This is a genomic window from Streptomyces sp. NBC_01515 (assembly GCF_045040345.1).
Taxonomy (GTDB): Bacteria; Actinomycetota; Actinomycetes; order Streptomycetales; family Streptomycetaceae; genus Streptomyces.
Window position 1 is genome coordinate 4,536,469 of sequence record NZ_CP109416.1, and the last position, 15,338, is coordinate 4,551,806.

The window sequence follows — 15,338 nt, forward strand, 5'->3', positions numbered from 1 at the left end:
AGCGGGCCGTACGGGACGGTGAACGAGGCTTGCGCGAACGGAGGTTGACGGCCCGCGTCAGCCCTTGACGGCGCCCGCCATGATGCCTCCGATGATCTGCTTGCCGAAGATCACGAACACCAGCAGCAGCGGCAGGGTGCTGATCAGCGCCCCGGCCATGACGATGCTCTGGTCGGGGGTGTAGGAGGCGCTGAGCTGGCCGAGCGCCACCTGGATGGTGGGGTTGTCCTGGTTCAGGGCGAGGAAGGGCCAGAAGAAGTCGTTCCACGCCTGCACGAAGGTGAGCATCCCGAGCACCATCATCGCGGGGCGGGCGGCGGGCAGGACCACGTTCCACACGATGCGGATGTTGGTCGCGCCGTCCACCTTGGCCGCTTCGATGAGTTCGTAGGGCAGTGCCTCCAGCAGGTACTGCCGCATGAAGAAGACACCGAAGGCGCCGACGAGGGTCGGGAAGATCACCGACTCCAGTTTTCCGCCCCAGCCGATGTCCGCCATCATCATGAACAGCGGTACGACGCTGAGTTGGGGCGGGATCGTCAGGGTCGCGATGACCGCCGTCATCAGGGCGCCGCGACCGCGGAAGCGCATCTTGGCGAAGGCGTAGCCGGCGAGGGTGCAGAAGAACAGCGTGGCCGCGGTGATGGAGCCGGCCACGACGACGGTGTTGACGATGGCCTTCCCCAGGTGGGCCTGTTCCCAGGCGGACTGGAGGTTGCTCCACAGCCGGCCGCCCGGCAGCAGCGGCGGCGGGCTGTCGAGGACCCGCTGCTGGTCGTGCGAGGCGGCCACCAGCGTCCAGTACAGCGGGAAGACCGAGCCCAGGCCGACGATGATCAGGGCCGCGTAGGTGAACGGGCCGCCCTTGAGCTGCTGGCCGGCGCCGATCTTGAAACGTCGGCGGCCCGTGCCCGGGGTGACGGGGAGGGGCGCCGGATCGAGGTCCGGCGCGGTGGGGGTGGGACTGGTCGTGGTCATCGATATCGCTCCCGTCACGCCGCGCTCCTGCGCAGGACCCGGCCGACGATCAGGTTGATCAGGGCAATGAGCAGCAGCAGGACGAGCATGGCCCAGGCGACGGCCGCGGCCGGGCCCAAGTGCCCCAGTTTCCAGCCGTAGTTGAAGAGATAGATGCTGAGCGTCTCGTACTGGTGCTCGCTGCCTCCGGTGGAGCCGAGCGTGCCGCCCTGGAGCAGCAGCGGCTCACCGAACAGCTGCATGGAACCGATGGTCGAGATGACGATGGTGAACAGGATCGTCGGCCGCAGCGAGGGGATGGTCACCTTGCGGAACTGCTGCCAGCGCGTCGCCCCGTCGATCGAGGCCGCCTCGTACAGGTCCGTGGGCACGGCCTGCATGGCCGCCAGGTAGATCAGGGTGTTGTAGCCGGTCCAGCGCCAGATCACGATGGCCGAGATGGCGAACTTGGACGACCACTCCCCGTTGCCCCAGTCGGTGTTGCCGACACCGACGAAGTGCAGCACCCAGTTGAGCAGCCCGCCGTCGGCCCGGAAGACCAGGGCGAAGACGAGGGCCGCGGTGGCCACCGAGGTGGCGTACGGGGTGAGGATCACGGTTCGCCAGAACGTGCTGGCGCGCAGCTTGTAGTTGAGCAGGTGGGCCAGGCCCAGGGCCATCAGGAGCTGCGGGACGGTCGAAATGACGCCGATGACAAAGGTGTTGGTGACCGCGGTCCAGAACTCGGAGTCCTGGAGGATCTTGGCGAAGTTGTCCCAGCCGACCCACTGGGACTGGCTCAGGCTCGTCATCTCCACCCGGTGCATGGCTATCCAGCCCGTGTACAGCATCGGGTAGAGGCCGAAGGCACCGAAGATGAGGAAGAAGGGGGCGATGTACGCGTACGGCGACGCCTTGTCGTCGAGGCGCCACAGGCGGGTACGCCACACGCTGGGTTCGTTCGGTACGGCGCCGACCCCGCCGGGTGGCGGGGTGGGGGCACCCCGTGTGGGGGTTGTGGTTGCCACGGAGGGAGTCCTTCCCTGGATCTCGGCCGGGGGTACGGGCAGGAGGCGGGCGCGGGGCCGGGCATCCGGCCCGGGGCACGTCGTCGTCCTCGGGTCGCCGGTCCGGCGGACACGGTGCGGCGGCGTCCGGTGAGTGTGCGCCGAACACCGCGGAAAAGACCGGCACTTGACGACCGGGGCCGGTGGTGACGGCCCCGCGCCTACGGCGGGAGCCGCCGCGCGGCCCCACGCACGGAGCGCGGTGCGGGCGCCCGCCGGGCCGCCCGCACCGCGGCCTGTGTCAGCCGATCACCTTGTCGATCGAGTCGGTCGCGGCCTTCCACGCCTTGGCGGGCTTGGTGCCCCGCTCCTCCATGTTGTTGATCTGCGTGGAGATCGTGTCCTTGATCGTGCCGTCCTTCGCGCCGAGCACGGCCTCGGGGATGGCCTTCGCCTCGTCGGCGTAGATCTGGCCGATCGGGGCGTTGTTGAAGTACGGCAGCGTCGCGTTCTTCACGCTGGCGAGGTCGTAGGCGCCCTTGTTCGACGGGAAGACGCCGATCGCCTTGAACACGGCGGCCTGCTGTGCGGGAGCGGTCAGCCACTTGACCAGGTCGGTGGCTGCCTTGACGTTCTTGCCGCTCTTGGGCACGGCCAGGAAGGAGCCGCCCCAGTTGCCCGCGCTGGTGCCGGGCGCACGGGCGATGTCCCACTTGCCCTTGTAGGCGTCACCGGAGTTGATGGAGATCTGGCCGGCCATCCAGGCGGGGCACGCCACGGTGGCGACGGTGCCCTTGCGCAGCGCCGCCGTCCAGGCGTCGGTGAACTGGGGCAGGCCCTCGGTCAGCTTCTTGGACGCGGCCTCCGCGGCCAGGTTCCAGCCCTGCTGCACGGCCGGGCTGTTCTTGTAGATCGCCTTGCCGGAAGCGTCGTAGTACTGCTCCGCGGAGGAGCTGACGACCGCGTTGTACATGGCGCTCGCGGAGTCCATGAAGTAAGTGCCCTTGGGCGCCTTCGCCTTGAACTTCTCGCCGAGCTTGAGGTAGTCCTCCCAGCCGCCCGCGACGGCCTTGGCGACCGAGTCACGGTCGCTCGGCAGGCCCGCCGCCTTGAAGAGGTCCGAGCGGTAGCACAGGGACATCGGGCCGATGTCGGTGCCGGCGCCGATGACCGAACCGTCCGACGCGGTGGCCTGCTTCTCCTTCCAGGAGACCCAGTCGCTCACGTTGATCGACTTGCTCAGGTCGGTGAACTTGGCCGCCTGGGTGTCGACGACCTCCTTGATCCGGCCGACCTCGATGCCCTGGACGTCCGCGAGGCCGCTGCCCGTGTTCAGCTGCTGAAGCAGCTTCGGGTAGTAGTCCGCCTCGTTGGCGGTGACGTTCTCCTTGACCGTGATCTTCGGGTGCAGCTTGTGGTATTGGGCGAACAGTCCGGCTTCCTTGTAACCGAACTGCCCGTAGTCGGCCACCGTGAGAGTGATGTTCCCGTTCGAGTCCTTGGCGTCCGAGGAGCCGTCGCTACTGCAGCCGGTCAGCAGCAGGGCGGAGGCCGTCAGGACCGTCGTGGTCAGGGCCGCTGCTCTGCGGCCGTGGCCGCCGCCGGTACGGGTGATGCGCATTCCACTACTCCTTGTTCCAGTGGGGAACGGGGTCTCAGGAATCGGACCGCCGAGGCTCGACGATCCGGACCTGCCCTCTCGTTTCGAGCAGCGGCCAGCCCACAGCACGGGACGTGCGGTGAAAAGGTGCTGGTCAACGGTGTGCCATGCGAGATAGAGGGACGGGCCGTTGGTGGTTTCGTCCACACGGAAGGAAGCCCCCGAGGTTCCGTGGGACCGCTCCCACGCGGCATGCCGGAAGACTCCTTCGTGCCGGGCCGGGTGTCAAGACTTGAAAACGGCGTTGTTGCGCAAGCGTGTTCCGCACGTCACGTGAATGTGTCGCTCCACAAGGCGTCACCGGCCGGACACGGACCGGTCCCGCACAGGATTCACGCAGGTGATCCAAGGGTCCGTCCCGTGGGCGCGGCGCCCGCGTCCTCCGTCCGGGCCGTCGCCCGATTTTCTGGGCAAGAATGAGGCAAGTCCCCACTGATCGCCGGAAGGTGAACGATGAGCCCTGCCGAGCAGCCGCCCCCGCGCGCGGACGTCCGGCGCCCGACGCTCAACGCCGTGGCCGCGCTCGCCGGCGTCGGCCGCGGCACGGTCTCCCGGGTCATCAACGGCTCCCCCAAGGTGAGCGCCCACGCCCGCGCGGCCGTGGAGCGGGCGATCGACGAACTCGGCTACGTCCCCAACCCCGCCGCCCGCTCCCTGGCCACCCGCCGTACCGACTCGGTCGCCGTGGTCGTCCCCGAGGGCGAGGACCGGCTCTTCTCCGAGCCCTACTTCTCAGGGATCATCCGCGGTGTTTCGGCCCAGCTCGCCATCGCGCAGATGCAGTTGCTGCTGGTACTGACACCGGACGAGAAGGAGTACGCACGGCTGGCCACCTACCTGTCGGCACACCGGGTGGACGGCGTGCTCATCCTCGCGGTCCACAGCGGCGACACGCTGCCCGACCGGCTGCACGAACTCGCCGTGCCGACCGTGCTCGCCGGCCGGCGCGGCCACGGGGAGCCGCTGGGGCACGTCCGCGCGGACAACAACGGCGGCGCCAGGATCGCGGTCGAGCACCTGCTGGCCAAGGGCCGCCGGACCATCGCCACCATCACGGGCCCCCTGGACATGGACGCCGCCCAGGCCCGACTCGACGGCTACCGCGAGGCGTTGGAGGAGGCGGGCCGCACCGTCGACGAGGACCTGATCGCGTACGGCGACTTCCGCGAGGAGGGCGGACGCGCGGCCATGCGGGAGCTGCTGCGCCGGCGCCCCGGCCTCGACGCCGTCTTCGCCGCGTCCGACGTGATGGCGTCCGGTGCCGTGCTGGAACTACGCGCGTCCGGCCTGCGGGTGCCTGACGACGTGGCCGTCGTCGGCTTCGACGACTCGATCGTGGCCCGGCACATCGATCCCCCGCTGACCAGCGTCCGCCAGCCGCTGGAGGAGATGGGCCGCACCATGGCGAGCCTCCTGCTGGACGAGATCGCCCGCCGCGGGGGCGGTCACCACCAAGGGGCCGACGGCGATCACCGCCAAGTGGTCCTGCCGACACGGCTGGTGGTGCGGGAGTCGGCCTGAGCGGTTTCACCCGCGGACCTGAGCGGTGTCTCGGCAGGGTCGGAACACCCTTTGTACATGGGAGCGCTCCCATGCATAATGGGCGCCACCCGACCCCATGGGAGCGATTCCATGCCCGACCTGACGACCCCGCCCTTCCCTCCCGCCTTCCTGTGGGGAGCCGCGACCTCCGCCTACCAGATCGAGGGGGCGGTGCGCGAGGGCGGCCGTACGCCCTCGATCTGGGACACGTTCAGTCATACGCCGGGCCGTACGGCGGGCGGTGACCACGCCGACATCGCCGTCGACCACTACCACCGCTACCGCGACGACGTGGCGCTGATGGCGGACCTGGGCCTGACGGCGTACCGCTTCTCGGTCTCCTGGCCACGGGTGCAGCCGACCGGCCGGGGCCCGGCGGTCCAGGTGGGCCTGGACTTCTACCGCCGCCTGGTCGACGAGCTGCTCGCGCACGGCATCAAGCCCGCGCTGACCCTCTACCACTGGGATCTGCCGCAGGAGCTGGAGGACGCGGGCGGCTGGCCGGAGCGCGACACGGCGTACCGGTTCGCCGAGTACGCGCAGATCGTGGGCGAGGCGCTGGGCGACCGCGTGGAGCAGTGGACCACGCTCAACGAGCCCTGGTGCAGCGCGTTCCTGGGCTACGGCTCGGGGGTGCACGCGCCGGGCCGTACGGACGCGGGCGCGTCGCTCCGGGCGGCCCATCACCTCAACCTGGCGCACGGGCTGGCCACTTCGGCGCTGCGCGCGTCGATGCCGGCGGGGAACTCCGTGGCGGTGAGCCTCAACTCGGCGGTGGTCAGGCCGGCTTCACTGTCCCCGGCGGACATGGCGGCGACCCGGAAGATCGACGACCTGGCCAACGGGGTGTTCCACGGGCCGATGCTGCACGGCTCGTATCCGCAGTCCCTCTTCGAGGCGACGCGATCGATCACGGACTGGTCGTACGTCCGGGACGGCGACCTGACGCTCATTCACCAGCCCCTGGACGCACTGGGGTTGAACTACTACACACCCGCGCTGGTGGAGGCGACGGAGGCGGCCCCGGCGGGTCCGCGGGCCGACGGCCACGGCCTGAGCGCGTACTCCCCCTGGCCGGGCGCGGACGACGTGGCGTTCCTCCAGACTCCCGGCGAGCGCACGGAGATGGGCTGGACGATCGACCCGACGGGCCTCTACGACCTGATCATGCGCTACACGAGGGAGGCCCCGGGCCTGGCCCTGTATGTGACCGAGAACGGCGCGGCCTACGACGACAAGCCGGACCCCGAGGGCAACGTCCACGACCCGGAGCGGATCGCCTACCTCCACGGCCACCTGTCGGCGGTGCGGCGCGCGATCGCGGAGGGCGCGGACGTACGCGGCTACTACCTGTGGTCCCTGATGGACAACTTCGAGTGGGCGTACGGCTACGGGAAGCGCTTCGGCGCGGTGTACGTGGACTACGCGACGCTGGCGCGCACGCCGAAGTCGAGCGCCCGGTGGTACGGCGAGGCGGCCCGCACGGGCACGCTCCCCTCGGCGGAGGGCGCCTGACCCACGGGGGAACCGGGGGCCGGGGGCGGGGCGCGGCATGCCATGGGGGGTGTGCCGCGCCCCGGCGGGGCATGGTGGCTCGGAGCTTGCCCGGGGGTGCCGGCCACCGGGTCGGCCGGTCGGTGAACGAGGCGATGGTCTCGGAGTCGGTGAGTTCGGGTTCCCTGTTCAGCACCAGTTCGGCGCCTTCATCGAGCGAGGGGGCCGTCTCGGCCGTACTCGAAGCCACCGAGGGCGACCCCCAACGCACCGACCGATACGCCCAGTTCCGCATGGCGAGGCAACGCGTACTGACCGGCCCGCACCCCCTCACGTATCTCGCCGTCATCCATGAAGCCGCGCTCCACACCCGAGTGGGCGGCCCGGCGGTCATGCGCAGGCAACTACTGCGGCTGATGCAAGTCTCCCGACTGCCCAACGCGACCGTGCAGGTGTACCCGTTCGAAGCGGGCATCTACTCCGCACACACCCAGGCGTTCGTCATCTACGGCGGTGCGACCCCCGAACTGGACACGGTCTACCTGGAACAGCCGACGGAGTCCCTCTTCCTACGGGATGGAGAGCAACTCGACGAGTACGCCAAGATGTTCGAGCGGCTCTCGGAGCTGGCGCCGGCGCCGGTCGACCCGGAATCGGCGCCGGAGTCGCACGAGTCCCGCGACTCGCTGAGCCTGGTCCAGCACGTCATGTACGCCCTTTGAGAGGACCAGCAACGACCGGCACGCACATCCACCTCCGCGAGAGCGACCACCCCCATCACATAGCCACGCTCCCGCCCCGCGCCCTCACGAACCTCCTGCACGCCGTGAAATCCGGGTACCTCACGCGTCCATGAGACCGCCCTTGCCACGCGCTAAATAGAGTGATTCATTCGAACCGCAAGTGAATGGATACACATCAAGCGCGAGGAGATGCCCGTGACCGTCACCCTGGGCCGGGAGCCGATCACCATCGAGCAGTTCGTCGCGGTCGCCCGCCACGGCGCACAGGTCGAGTTCGACGCGGCGTACGTCGACCGGGTGCGCAAGTCGCGGGCGCTGGTGGAGCGCTTCCTGGCCGAGAACCGCTTGGTCTACGGCGTCACCACCGGCTTCGGCGACAACGTCACGGAGGTCATCGACCCGGCGGACGCGGAGCGGTTGCAGCGGAACATCGTGCGGTCGCACGCCGTGTCGGTCGGGGAGCCGTTGCCCGTCGAGGTGGTCCGGGGCATCGCGTTGATGGAGTTGGTCGGGCTCGGGGAGGGGTTCTCCGGTATCCGGTTCGAGACGCTGGAACTGATCCGGCGGATGCTCAACGCCGGGGTCACGCCGCACGTCCCCGGCGAGGGTTCCGTCGGTTACCTGGCCCCCGAGGCACACATGGCGCTCGTACTGCTGGGCGAGGGCCGGGCCTGGTACGGCGGCGAACTCCTGCCCGGCGCCGAGGCGTTGGCCCGGATCGGGGAGCAGCCGGCCCAACTCGCTTGCAAGGAAGGGCTGTCGCTCACCAACGGAACCCACTCGGTCACCGCGATAGCCGTCCTCGCAGCCCACGACGCCGACCTCGCGGCAACCACCGCCGATATCGCCGCGAGCCTCTCCGTACAGGCGCTCAAGGGCACCGTCCGCGCCTACGACGCCCGGATCCAGGAGCGGAAGCGGCACCCCGAGCAGGCCGCCGTAGCGGAGAATCTGCGACGGCTGACCGGATCCAGCGCCATCAGCGCCGAGTTCATCGATCACCGGCTTCAGGACGCGCTCTCCCTGCGTGCCGTTCCGCAGATGCACGGCGGTGCGAAGCGGGCGCTGGCGCAGGCGCGGGAGGTCATCGTCGAGGAACTCCACTCCGTGGGCGACAACCCGGTCATCCACCCCGAGGGCGAGGACGGGGTCGCGCTCAGCGGGGCGAACTGCGACAGCACGTACGTCGGCATCCAGGCCGACACCATGGTCAACGCGATGACGGTCCTCGCCAAGGTCTCCGAACGCCGTACCGACCGCATGGTCAACAGCAACTTCAGCGAGCTGCCCGCCTTCCTGGTCCGGCAGCAACCAGGCCTCAACAGCGGCTACATGATCGCCCAGTACACGGCCGCCGCCCTGACCATGGAACTGCGCGGCCTGGCGGTGCCCGCGTCCGCGGACAACGTCACCACCTCCGCCAACCAGGAGGACGCGGTCAGCAACGCGTACCTCGCCGCCCTGAAGGCCTACCGCGCAACCCGCAAGCTCGCCTACGTCATAGCCATCGAGCTGATGTGCGCCGCACAGGCCCTCGACCTCCTCGCACCTCTCTCCCTCACCGGCCGCGGAGGCGCTGCGGGCGAGGATCAGGGAGACCGTGCCGACCGTCGACGAGGACCGCGTCTTCCACACCGACATCGAGCACATCGCCGAACTCGTGCGGAACGGGGATGTGTTGAGGGCCGTAGAGGGTGTCGTGGGGGCGCTGCACCGCTGAGGCCGGGCCGAAGGGGCCGAGAAACTTGCCGCCATTCACAGCCACCCCTCAGACCCCGTCCAGCGACCTCTCAGCCCCGAGGCGTCTGATCTTCCTGTACGGGGTGATCCGATCCCGGCGCGGACGGGAGGACGTCGTGTTTTTGATCGTGTTGGTGCTGCTGGCCCTGATCGTCGGCGGGGCCGTCGCCTTCGGTAAGCGGCAGGCGGGCGGCGGGAGTTCGCGGTTCGGATACGGTGCCGGGCCCGGGGCGGCGCAGCAGGCCTACGACGCCGACGCGGGCGCCGAAGCCACCCGCTGGGTGGAGCGGCTCGGCGGGAGTCTGTCGACGCTGGACGCCGGCGGGAACGCCGCCGCCCGGCAGGCCCTCGCCGACGCCACCGAGCGGCTCCGTGCCGCGGAGGGCCAACTCGCCGTCGCCTACTCGCCGATGCGGTACGGGCTGGTGACGCAGACCGCCGTCGAGGGGCTGCATCACATCCGGACCGCCCGTGGCGCGCTGGGACTCGACCCGGGGCCGGAGTTGCCCGCGCAGGGGGCCGGCGGTCAGGTCACGGTCGGCGGGCAGACGTACACCGCGTCCGCGCGGCCCGGCACGGGCACGCCGTACTACTACCCCGGCGGGGTCGTCAACGGCCGCTCCATGGCCGGGGGTTGGTACAGCACGCCCTGGTGGAAGACCGCGCTCTTCGCGGGTGCCGCCGGGGTCGGTGGCATGTTGCTCGCGGACGCGCTGTTCGACGGCTTCCACCATCACGGGCCGCACGGCGGGATGTTCGGCGGTGAGCCGGGCGGACCCGGCGGGTTCGGGGGCTTCGGCGGGCCGGGGGGCTTCTGAACGGGATCGCCACTGGCCGCAGGCAGGCACCTCAACCACCCTTGGTTCTCAACACAGTTGGTCAGTGGTACCGCGGTCCCACCCGGCGGAACCGATTGTGTCCGGCGGTCCCACGGACACGGCCATGGGCGTTCCTAGCCTGGTGCGGGAATCCGGCACCACCGGTGACCGTCACCGACCGGACCCGACCCATGAGCATTGAGGATCGATCCCCATGGTGCTGTTCAGAAGTCCGTCCGCGAGATTGAGCACGGCGGCACTCTCCGCGTTGTTCCTGCTCTGCGAGGGGTCCGCCGCCGTGGCCGCGCCGAGCGCCGTCGGCCATAGCTCGGTTCACGAAGTCGACGTCACCAACCTGCCCGCCACCAAAGAGGGGCAGCCGACGGTCGCCGTCAATCCGAGGAACCCGGACAACCTCGTCTTCGTCTCGACGATCTTCCCGCCGTCGCCGGGCCTGGAACCGGTCGACGGCGGGTGCTTCCTCGCCTACTCGAACGACAGGGGGGACACGTGGACCCGGGTGGCGTGGCCGCTGGGCACCGCGGCGCCCAAGTGCGGTGAGCCGAGCGTGCAGTTCGACGCGAAGGGGACCGTATATGTGGACAACAACCAGGTCAGCTCCGGCCTGGACGCGAACCTGGTGAACCACAACCAGGTCGCGAAGTCGACGGACGGCGGCCGGACCTGGACCGACCCGGTGTCCACGCCGTTGCTCCTCGGCGGTGCCCCGAAGATGCGGGTGGACGCCGCGACGGGCAAGGTCTACGCGGTCGCCGGGGCGGCCTGGGAGTACCCGAGTGCGGTCTCCGTCAGCGCTGATGGCGGAAAGACCTTCAGCACCGACTCGCGGGTGATCCCCGGCCCGATGCCCTGCATCGAGGTGGCACCTGGCATCCCGCTCGTGTGCGGCTACCCGGGGCGTGAGATCGCCGTGTACGGCGGGATCCTCGTGTCCGCCTCCCAGGAGGCGGGCAAGCCGGTGAACTTCCACGTCAGCCGCGACGACGGCAGGACGTGGACGAACACCACCGTCAAGAACGGCCAGGGAGCGCCGGTCGCGGCGGGCACCGGTTCCCTGGTGCCGACGCCGGGTCTGGGCGCGGCTGCCGATCCCGTCCCGTGGGTGGCGGCCGACCCCTCCCACCGCGGCCGGTTCGCCGTCATGGTGCCGCGGGACTCCAGCACCCTGGACGTCTACGTCACCCCGGACGCCGGCAGGACCTGGGCCGGCCCGGCGACGATCGACACCCCGAACGCCCAGCGGCCGGCGATCGACTTCGGCGCCGACGGCGACCTGGGTGTCATGTGGCGGACCACCACGGGCGACGCGTTCTCGGTCGTCTCGTTCGACCACGGACGCTCGTTCAGCGACCCGGTGCAGGTCAACCACGTGACCGAGCCGGTCGGGGAGATGGGCCCGCCCGGTGACCGCTGGTCGGGGATCACCCTCGCCGGCGGCTACGCGTACGTCACCTGGGCCGACGGGCGGAACGGCTCCTCCCTCGACTCCGTCATCAGCCGGGTGCCGCTGAAGCTGTACAGGAAGCGCCCCCTCCGATAACCCCACCCACGCCCTCAGGGCCGGGGCGTGACCAGTCCCGCGTCGTAGGCGATGATCACTGCCTGGATACGGTCGCGGGCACCGATCTTGGCCATGACCCGGCCGACGTGTTTCTTGACGGTTGACTCGGTGAGCACGAGGTGTGCGGCGATCTCGGCGTTGGTCCAGCCCGTGCCGACGGCGACGAGCACCTCGTACTCGCGTTCACTGAGCGCGCTGATCCGTGGGTCCGTGCGCGGCTCGGCCTCGGGCGCCAGGACATCGTGCGCGTGGGCGTCGAGCAGGCGGCGGGTGAGACGGGATGACACGACGGCGTCGCCGGTCGCCACCGCCTGGATCCCGGCGAGGAGTTCCGCCGGCTCGACGTCCTTGAGCAGGAAGCCGCTGGCCCCGGCGCGCAGGCCGGCGTAGGCGTACTCGTCGAGGTCGAAGGTGGTCAGGATGAGCACGCGGGTGCGGCCGCCCGCCGCCACGATCCGCCGGGTCGCCTCGATGCCGTCGAGACCCGGCATCCGCACATCCATCAGGACCACGTCGGGGCGCAGCTCGGCCGCCATACGGACGGCCTGCGCGCCGTTGCCGGCCTCGCCGACGACACTCACGCCGGGCGAGCCGTCGAGCAGCATCCGGAAGCCCATGCGGGGCAGCGGCTGGTCGTCGGCGATCAACACGGTGGTCATGGCGCGGGCTCTCCGAACGTGGCCGGGGCGGACAGGTCCAACAGGACTTCTACGATCCAGCCCCGGCCGTCGGCGCGCGGTCCGAGGGTGACGGTGCCACCGTAGAGCGCGGCTCGTTGGCGGATGCCGACCAGGCCGTGCCCGGCGTCCTTGCGGGGAGCCGTGGACCGTTCGCGCCCCGGTGAACCGGTGTCGGTGACCCGCACGCGGAGCCGGCTGTCCTCGACCGTGAGCGTGACCTCCGCCGTGGCGCCGGGGCCGACGTGTTTGAGGGTGTTGGTCAGGGCTTCCTGCACCACCCGGAACACCGTGAGCTGCACTCCCCGGCCCAGCGCGTCGACCGGGCCGACGGTGCGGTAGGCCACCGGCAGGCCGGCCGCGCGCACCCGGTCGAACAGGGTGTCCAGGTCCGAGACACCCGGTTGCGGGGACCGCGAGGTGTCCTCCCGCTCCGGGGACTCGCGCAACACCCCCAGCACGCGCCGGAGTTCGTCCATCGCCTGCCGGCCGGTGTCGCCGATGAGATGAAGCGCCTGCTCGGTCCTCGCGGGATCGCGGGTGGTGAGCACGGCGGCGCCGTCGGCGAGGTTCACCATGACCGACAGGTTGTGGCCGACGATGTCGTGCATCTCGCGGGCGATCCGGGAGCGCTCGGCCGCCGCGGTCAGCCGGACCCGCTGGTCCCGCTCGACCTCCAGCCGCGCCGCCCGGTCCCGCAGCGCGGACAGGTAGAGCCGGCTGATCCGGAGGGTCAGTCCCAGGGCCACGGCCCCGACGCCGGTGCCGACGGACAGGATCAGGAAGGCCACCGGACCGGCCACCGGGACCACGGTCACCACGATCAGCACCCACCCCGCCACGGTCACCGGCAGCGCCCGGCAGATCGCTCGCGGCGCAGCGTGCAGAGCCAGGTCGAACAGGGCGATCAGCAGTACGGCGGCGGCCGCGGGCCCCAGGCCCAGCGACCACATGACCGGGCAGACGAGGAGGCAGACACCGTAGACCGCGGCGGGATGGCGGCGGCGCCACCACAGTGGGACGACGAGCACGGCCGCGACGGCCAGCACCACACCGACGGGCAGGCCGGCCCCCACCGGGCGCGACACGGGGTGACCGGGGCTGTGCACGAGCAGGTCCGGCGGCGCGGCCGCGGCGAGCAGGACGACCACGGTGGTGTCGAGGAGCCACGGACGTCGCCGGTCCGCCGCCCGCAGCCGGCCCAGCACCCGCAGCAGCCGCCGCATCAAGGGGTGCGCCCAGACGGCGTCCGACCCGGGGCCGACGCCGACGCCTCGCGGCCCGGGCGGGGGCGCGGTCGCCCCTGCCCGGGCCGACCGTGCCGTCGTCCTGTCGTCCATCGGCTCCATCCTCGCGGACGCGACCTCAGACGTCACTGCGACGCAGCCGGTGGGCGGCCCCGGCCAGCAGCAGTACGGCCCACACCAGCAGCGCCGTCACCCCTGCTCCGGGGCTGACCAGGGAGTCGCTCGACTCGTGCAGGGTCATCACCGACTGGCCGGCGTTGCTGGGCAGGTAGCGGCTGACGGTGTCCCCCAGGGAACTGGGCAGCAGCCCGGTCAGGCCGGGCAGGACGAGCACCGCACCGGCCAGGATCGCGATCCCCCCGGCGTTGTTGCGCACGAGCAGGCCGACCGTCACGCCGTACACACCGACCAGGCCCAGATACACTCCCGCGCCCAGCAGGCAGCGGAAGACCCCGGCGTCCCCGAGGGACAGGGCGATCCGCTCACCGTGCAGGGCGGCGCTCCCGAGCAGGAAGGAGACCAGGGCGCCGAGGGTGGTCGTGACGAACGCGATCGGGCCGTAGACCGCGCACTTCGCCCACAGGACGGGCAGCCGGCCCGGCACGGCGGCGAACGTCGAGCGGACCATCCCCGTGCCGTACTCACCGGCCGAGAGCAGGACGCCGAGCGCGCCGACGGCCAGGGCCGCGAGGTTGGTGCCGGCCAGTGCCAGGGTCAGCGCGGCACCGGATGCCGCGTCCTTGCCGCCCAGCGGGCCGCTCGGGCTGTAGAGAGCGGCGGCGATCACCCCGATCATCACCAGGAACAGCACGGCCACCCCCAGCGTGATCCAACTGGAGCGCAGCGACCAGAACTTGGACCACTCGGAGCGGATCACCCGTCGGCCGGTCACGCGGTACACCGGTGGGGTGGCGGTGAGGGTGCTCACGGTCATCAGGCGGCCCTCCGTGTGTCGCTGCTGTGGTACTCCACCGCGTCCTGGGTGAGGTTCATGAACGCTTCTTCCAACGACACCGACTCGGTGACCAGTTCGTACAGCGGTACCCGGTGCTCGGCGGCGAGTTGCCCGATCCGCCGTGTGTCCAGGCCGGAGACGACCAGGCGCTCGGCGCCCGTCGAGGTGACGGTGACGCCGGGTGCGGCCAGCAGCGATCGCAGCCGGGCGGGCTCGCCGGTGGCCACTCGCACGCCCTTGTCCTCCGACTGCTCCACCAACGCGTCGACGGTCGTCTCGGCCAGCAGCCGGCCCCGGCCGACGACCACGAGACGGTCGGCGGTCTGCGCCATCTCGCTCATCAGATGCGAGGACAGCATCACCGTGCGGCCCTCGGCGGCCAGCCCGCGCAGCAACTCCCGTACCCAGCGCACGCCTTCGGGGTCGAGCCCGTTGACCGGCTCGTCCAGCATCACGACCGCGGGGTCACCGAGGAGCGCGGCGGCGATGCCCAGCCGCTGCCCCATCCCCAGGGAGAACGCCCCGACCCGCTTGTGCGCCACGTCGTGCAGACCCGCCAGGTCGATGACCTCCTCCACCCGTCGACGCGGCACACCATGGGTGTACGCCAACGCCATGAGGTGGTTGAACGCGGAGCGACCCGGATGCACGGCCTTCGCTTCCAGCAACACCCCCAACTCCTGCAAGGGGGCGCGGTGTTGGGCATAGGGCTTGCCGTTGACCAGGGCCGTGCCGCTGGTCGGCGCGTCCAGACCCACGATCATGCGCATGGTGGTGGACTTGCCCGCCCCGTTGGGCCCCAGGAACCCGGTGACCTGTCCGGGCGGGGCGGTGAAACTCAGGTCGTCCACCGCCGTCCTGTCCCCGTACCGCTTGGTCAGCCCACGAACTTCGATCACTGTGCCGCTCCCCGCTT

General features: G+C 70.7%; 13 protein-coding genes. 6 read left to right on the forward strand and 7 right to left on the reverse strand.

Translation table 11 applies throughout. The annotated features are described in order from the left end of the window. Positions 1-57: 57 nt before the first annotated feature. The 3 genes from OG407_RS20070 to OG407_RS20080 form a co-directional block, all read right to left on the reverse strand. Positions 58-978 (reverse strand): carbohydrate ABC transporter permease, encoded by a 921-nt coding sequence (locus tag OG407_RS20070; protein WP_365300761.1) that lies wholly within the window; start codon positions 976-978, stop codon positions 58-60. Between the two features lie 14 nt (positions 979-992). Next, complete coding sequence (locus tag OG407_RS20075; RefSeq protein ID WP_403588389.1) at positions 993-1,985, reverse strand: carbohydrate ABC transporter permease; 993 nt, start codon at positions 1,983-1,985, stop codon at positions 993-995. A 280-nt stretch (positions 1,986-2,265) separates the two neighbouring features. Beyond that, on the reverse strand, positions 2,266-3,585 hold the full coding sequence (locus OG407_RS20080) for an ABC transporter substrate-binding protein (protein ID WP_405859853.1): 1,320 nt from the start codon (positions 3,583-3,585) through the stop codon (positions 2,266-2,268). A gap of 492 nt (positions 3,586-4,077) precedes the next feature. Here OG407_RS20080 and OG407_RS20085 point away from each other — a divergent pair, with 492 nt between their 5' ends. The 6 genes from OG407_RS20085 (at position 4,078) to OG407_RS20110 (ending at position 11,522) form a co-directional block, all read left to right on the forward strand. Then, positions 4,078-5,145, forward strand: a complete 1,068-nt coding sequence (locus OG407_RS20085) for a LacI family DNA-binding transcriptional regulator (RefSeq protein ID WP_405859855.1) — start codon at positions 4,078-4,080, stop codon at positions 5,143-5,145. A gap of 111 nt (positions 5,146-5,256) precedes the next feature. Then, complete coding sequence (locus tag OG407_RS20090; protein ID WP_405859857.1) at positions 5,257-6,681, forward strand: GH1 family beta-glucosidase; 1,425 nt, start codon at positions 5,257-5,259, stop codon at positions 6,679-6,681. An 86-nt stretch (positions 6,682-6,767) separates the two neighbouring features. Next, positions 6,768-7,382 carry a DUF5753 domain-containing protein gene (locus OG407_RS20095; protein ID WP_405859859.1) on the forward strand — a complete coding sequence of 205 codons (615 nt, stop codon included), beginning with the start codon at positions 6,768-6,770 and terminating at the stop codon, positions 7,380-7,382. 216 nt (positions 7,383-7,598) lie between these two features. Continuing rightward, positions 7,599-9,212 carry a histidine ammonia-lyase gene (gene hutH / locus OG407_RS20100; protein WP_405859861.1) on the forward strand — a complete coding sequence of 538 codons (1,614 nt, stop codon included), beginning with the start codon at positions 7,599-7,601 and terminating at the stop codon, positions 9,210-9,212. 47 nt (positions 9,213-9,259) lie between these two features. After that, positions 9,260-9,961, forward strand: a complete 702-nt coding sequence (locus OG407_RS20105; RefSeq protein WP_405859863.1) for a hypothetical protein — start codon at positions 9,260-9,262, stop codon at positions 9,959-9,961. 214 nt (positions 9,962-10,175) lie between these two features. Next, positions 10,176-11,522, forward strand: coding sequence for a sialidase family protein (locus OG407_RS20110; protein WP_405859865.1), 1,347 nt, complete (start codon positions 10,176-10,178; stop codon positions 11,520-11,522). A gap of 14 nt (positions 11,523-11,536) precedes the next feature. Here OG407_RS20110 and OG407_RS20115 read toward each other — a convergent pair whose 3' ends face one another. From OG407_RS20115 to OG407_RS20130, 4 genes are read right to left on the reverse strand one after another with little or no spacing between them, the layout of a single operon-like run. Continuing rightward, positions 11,537-12,202 (reverse strand): response regulator, encoded by a 666-nt coding sequence (locus OG407_RS20115; RefSeq protein WP_405859867.1) that lies wholly within the window; start codon positions 12,200-12,202, stop codon positions 11,537-11,539. Next, a complete protein-coding gene (locus OG407_RS20120) occupies positions 12,199-13,560 on the reverse strand; it encodes a sensor histidine kinase (RefSeq protein WP_405859869.1) in 1,362 nt (453 codons plus the stop codon). Before OG407_RS20120 ends, OG407_RS20115 begins: the two co-directional genes overlap by 4 nt. A 25-nt stretch (positions 13,561-13,585) precedes the next feature. Next, entirely contained in the window at positions 13,586-14,401 is an 816-nt protein-coding gene (locus OG407_RS20125; protein WP_405859871.1) for an ABC transporter permease, read from the reverse strand. Next, the gene (locus OG407_RS20130) at positions 14,401-15,321 is read right to left on the reverse strand and encodes an ABC transporter ATP-binding protein (RefSeq protein WP_405859873.1); all 921 of its coding nucleotides are present in this window, start codon (positions 15,319-15,321) and stop codon (positions 14,401-14,403) included. Before OG407_RS20130 ends, OG407_RS20125 begins: the two co-directional genes overlap by 1 nt. Positions 15,322-15,338: the final 17 nt, after the last annotated feature.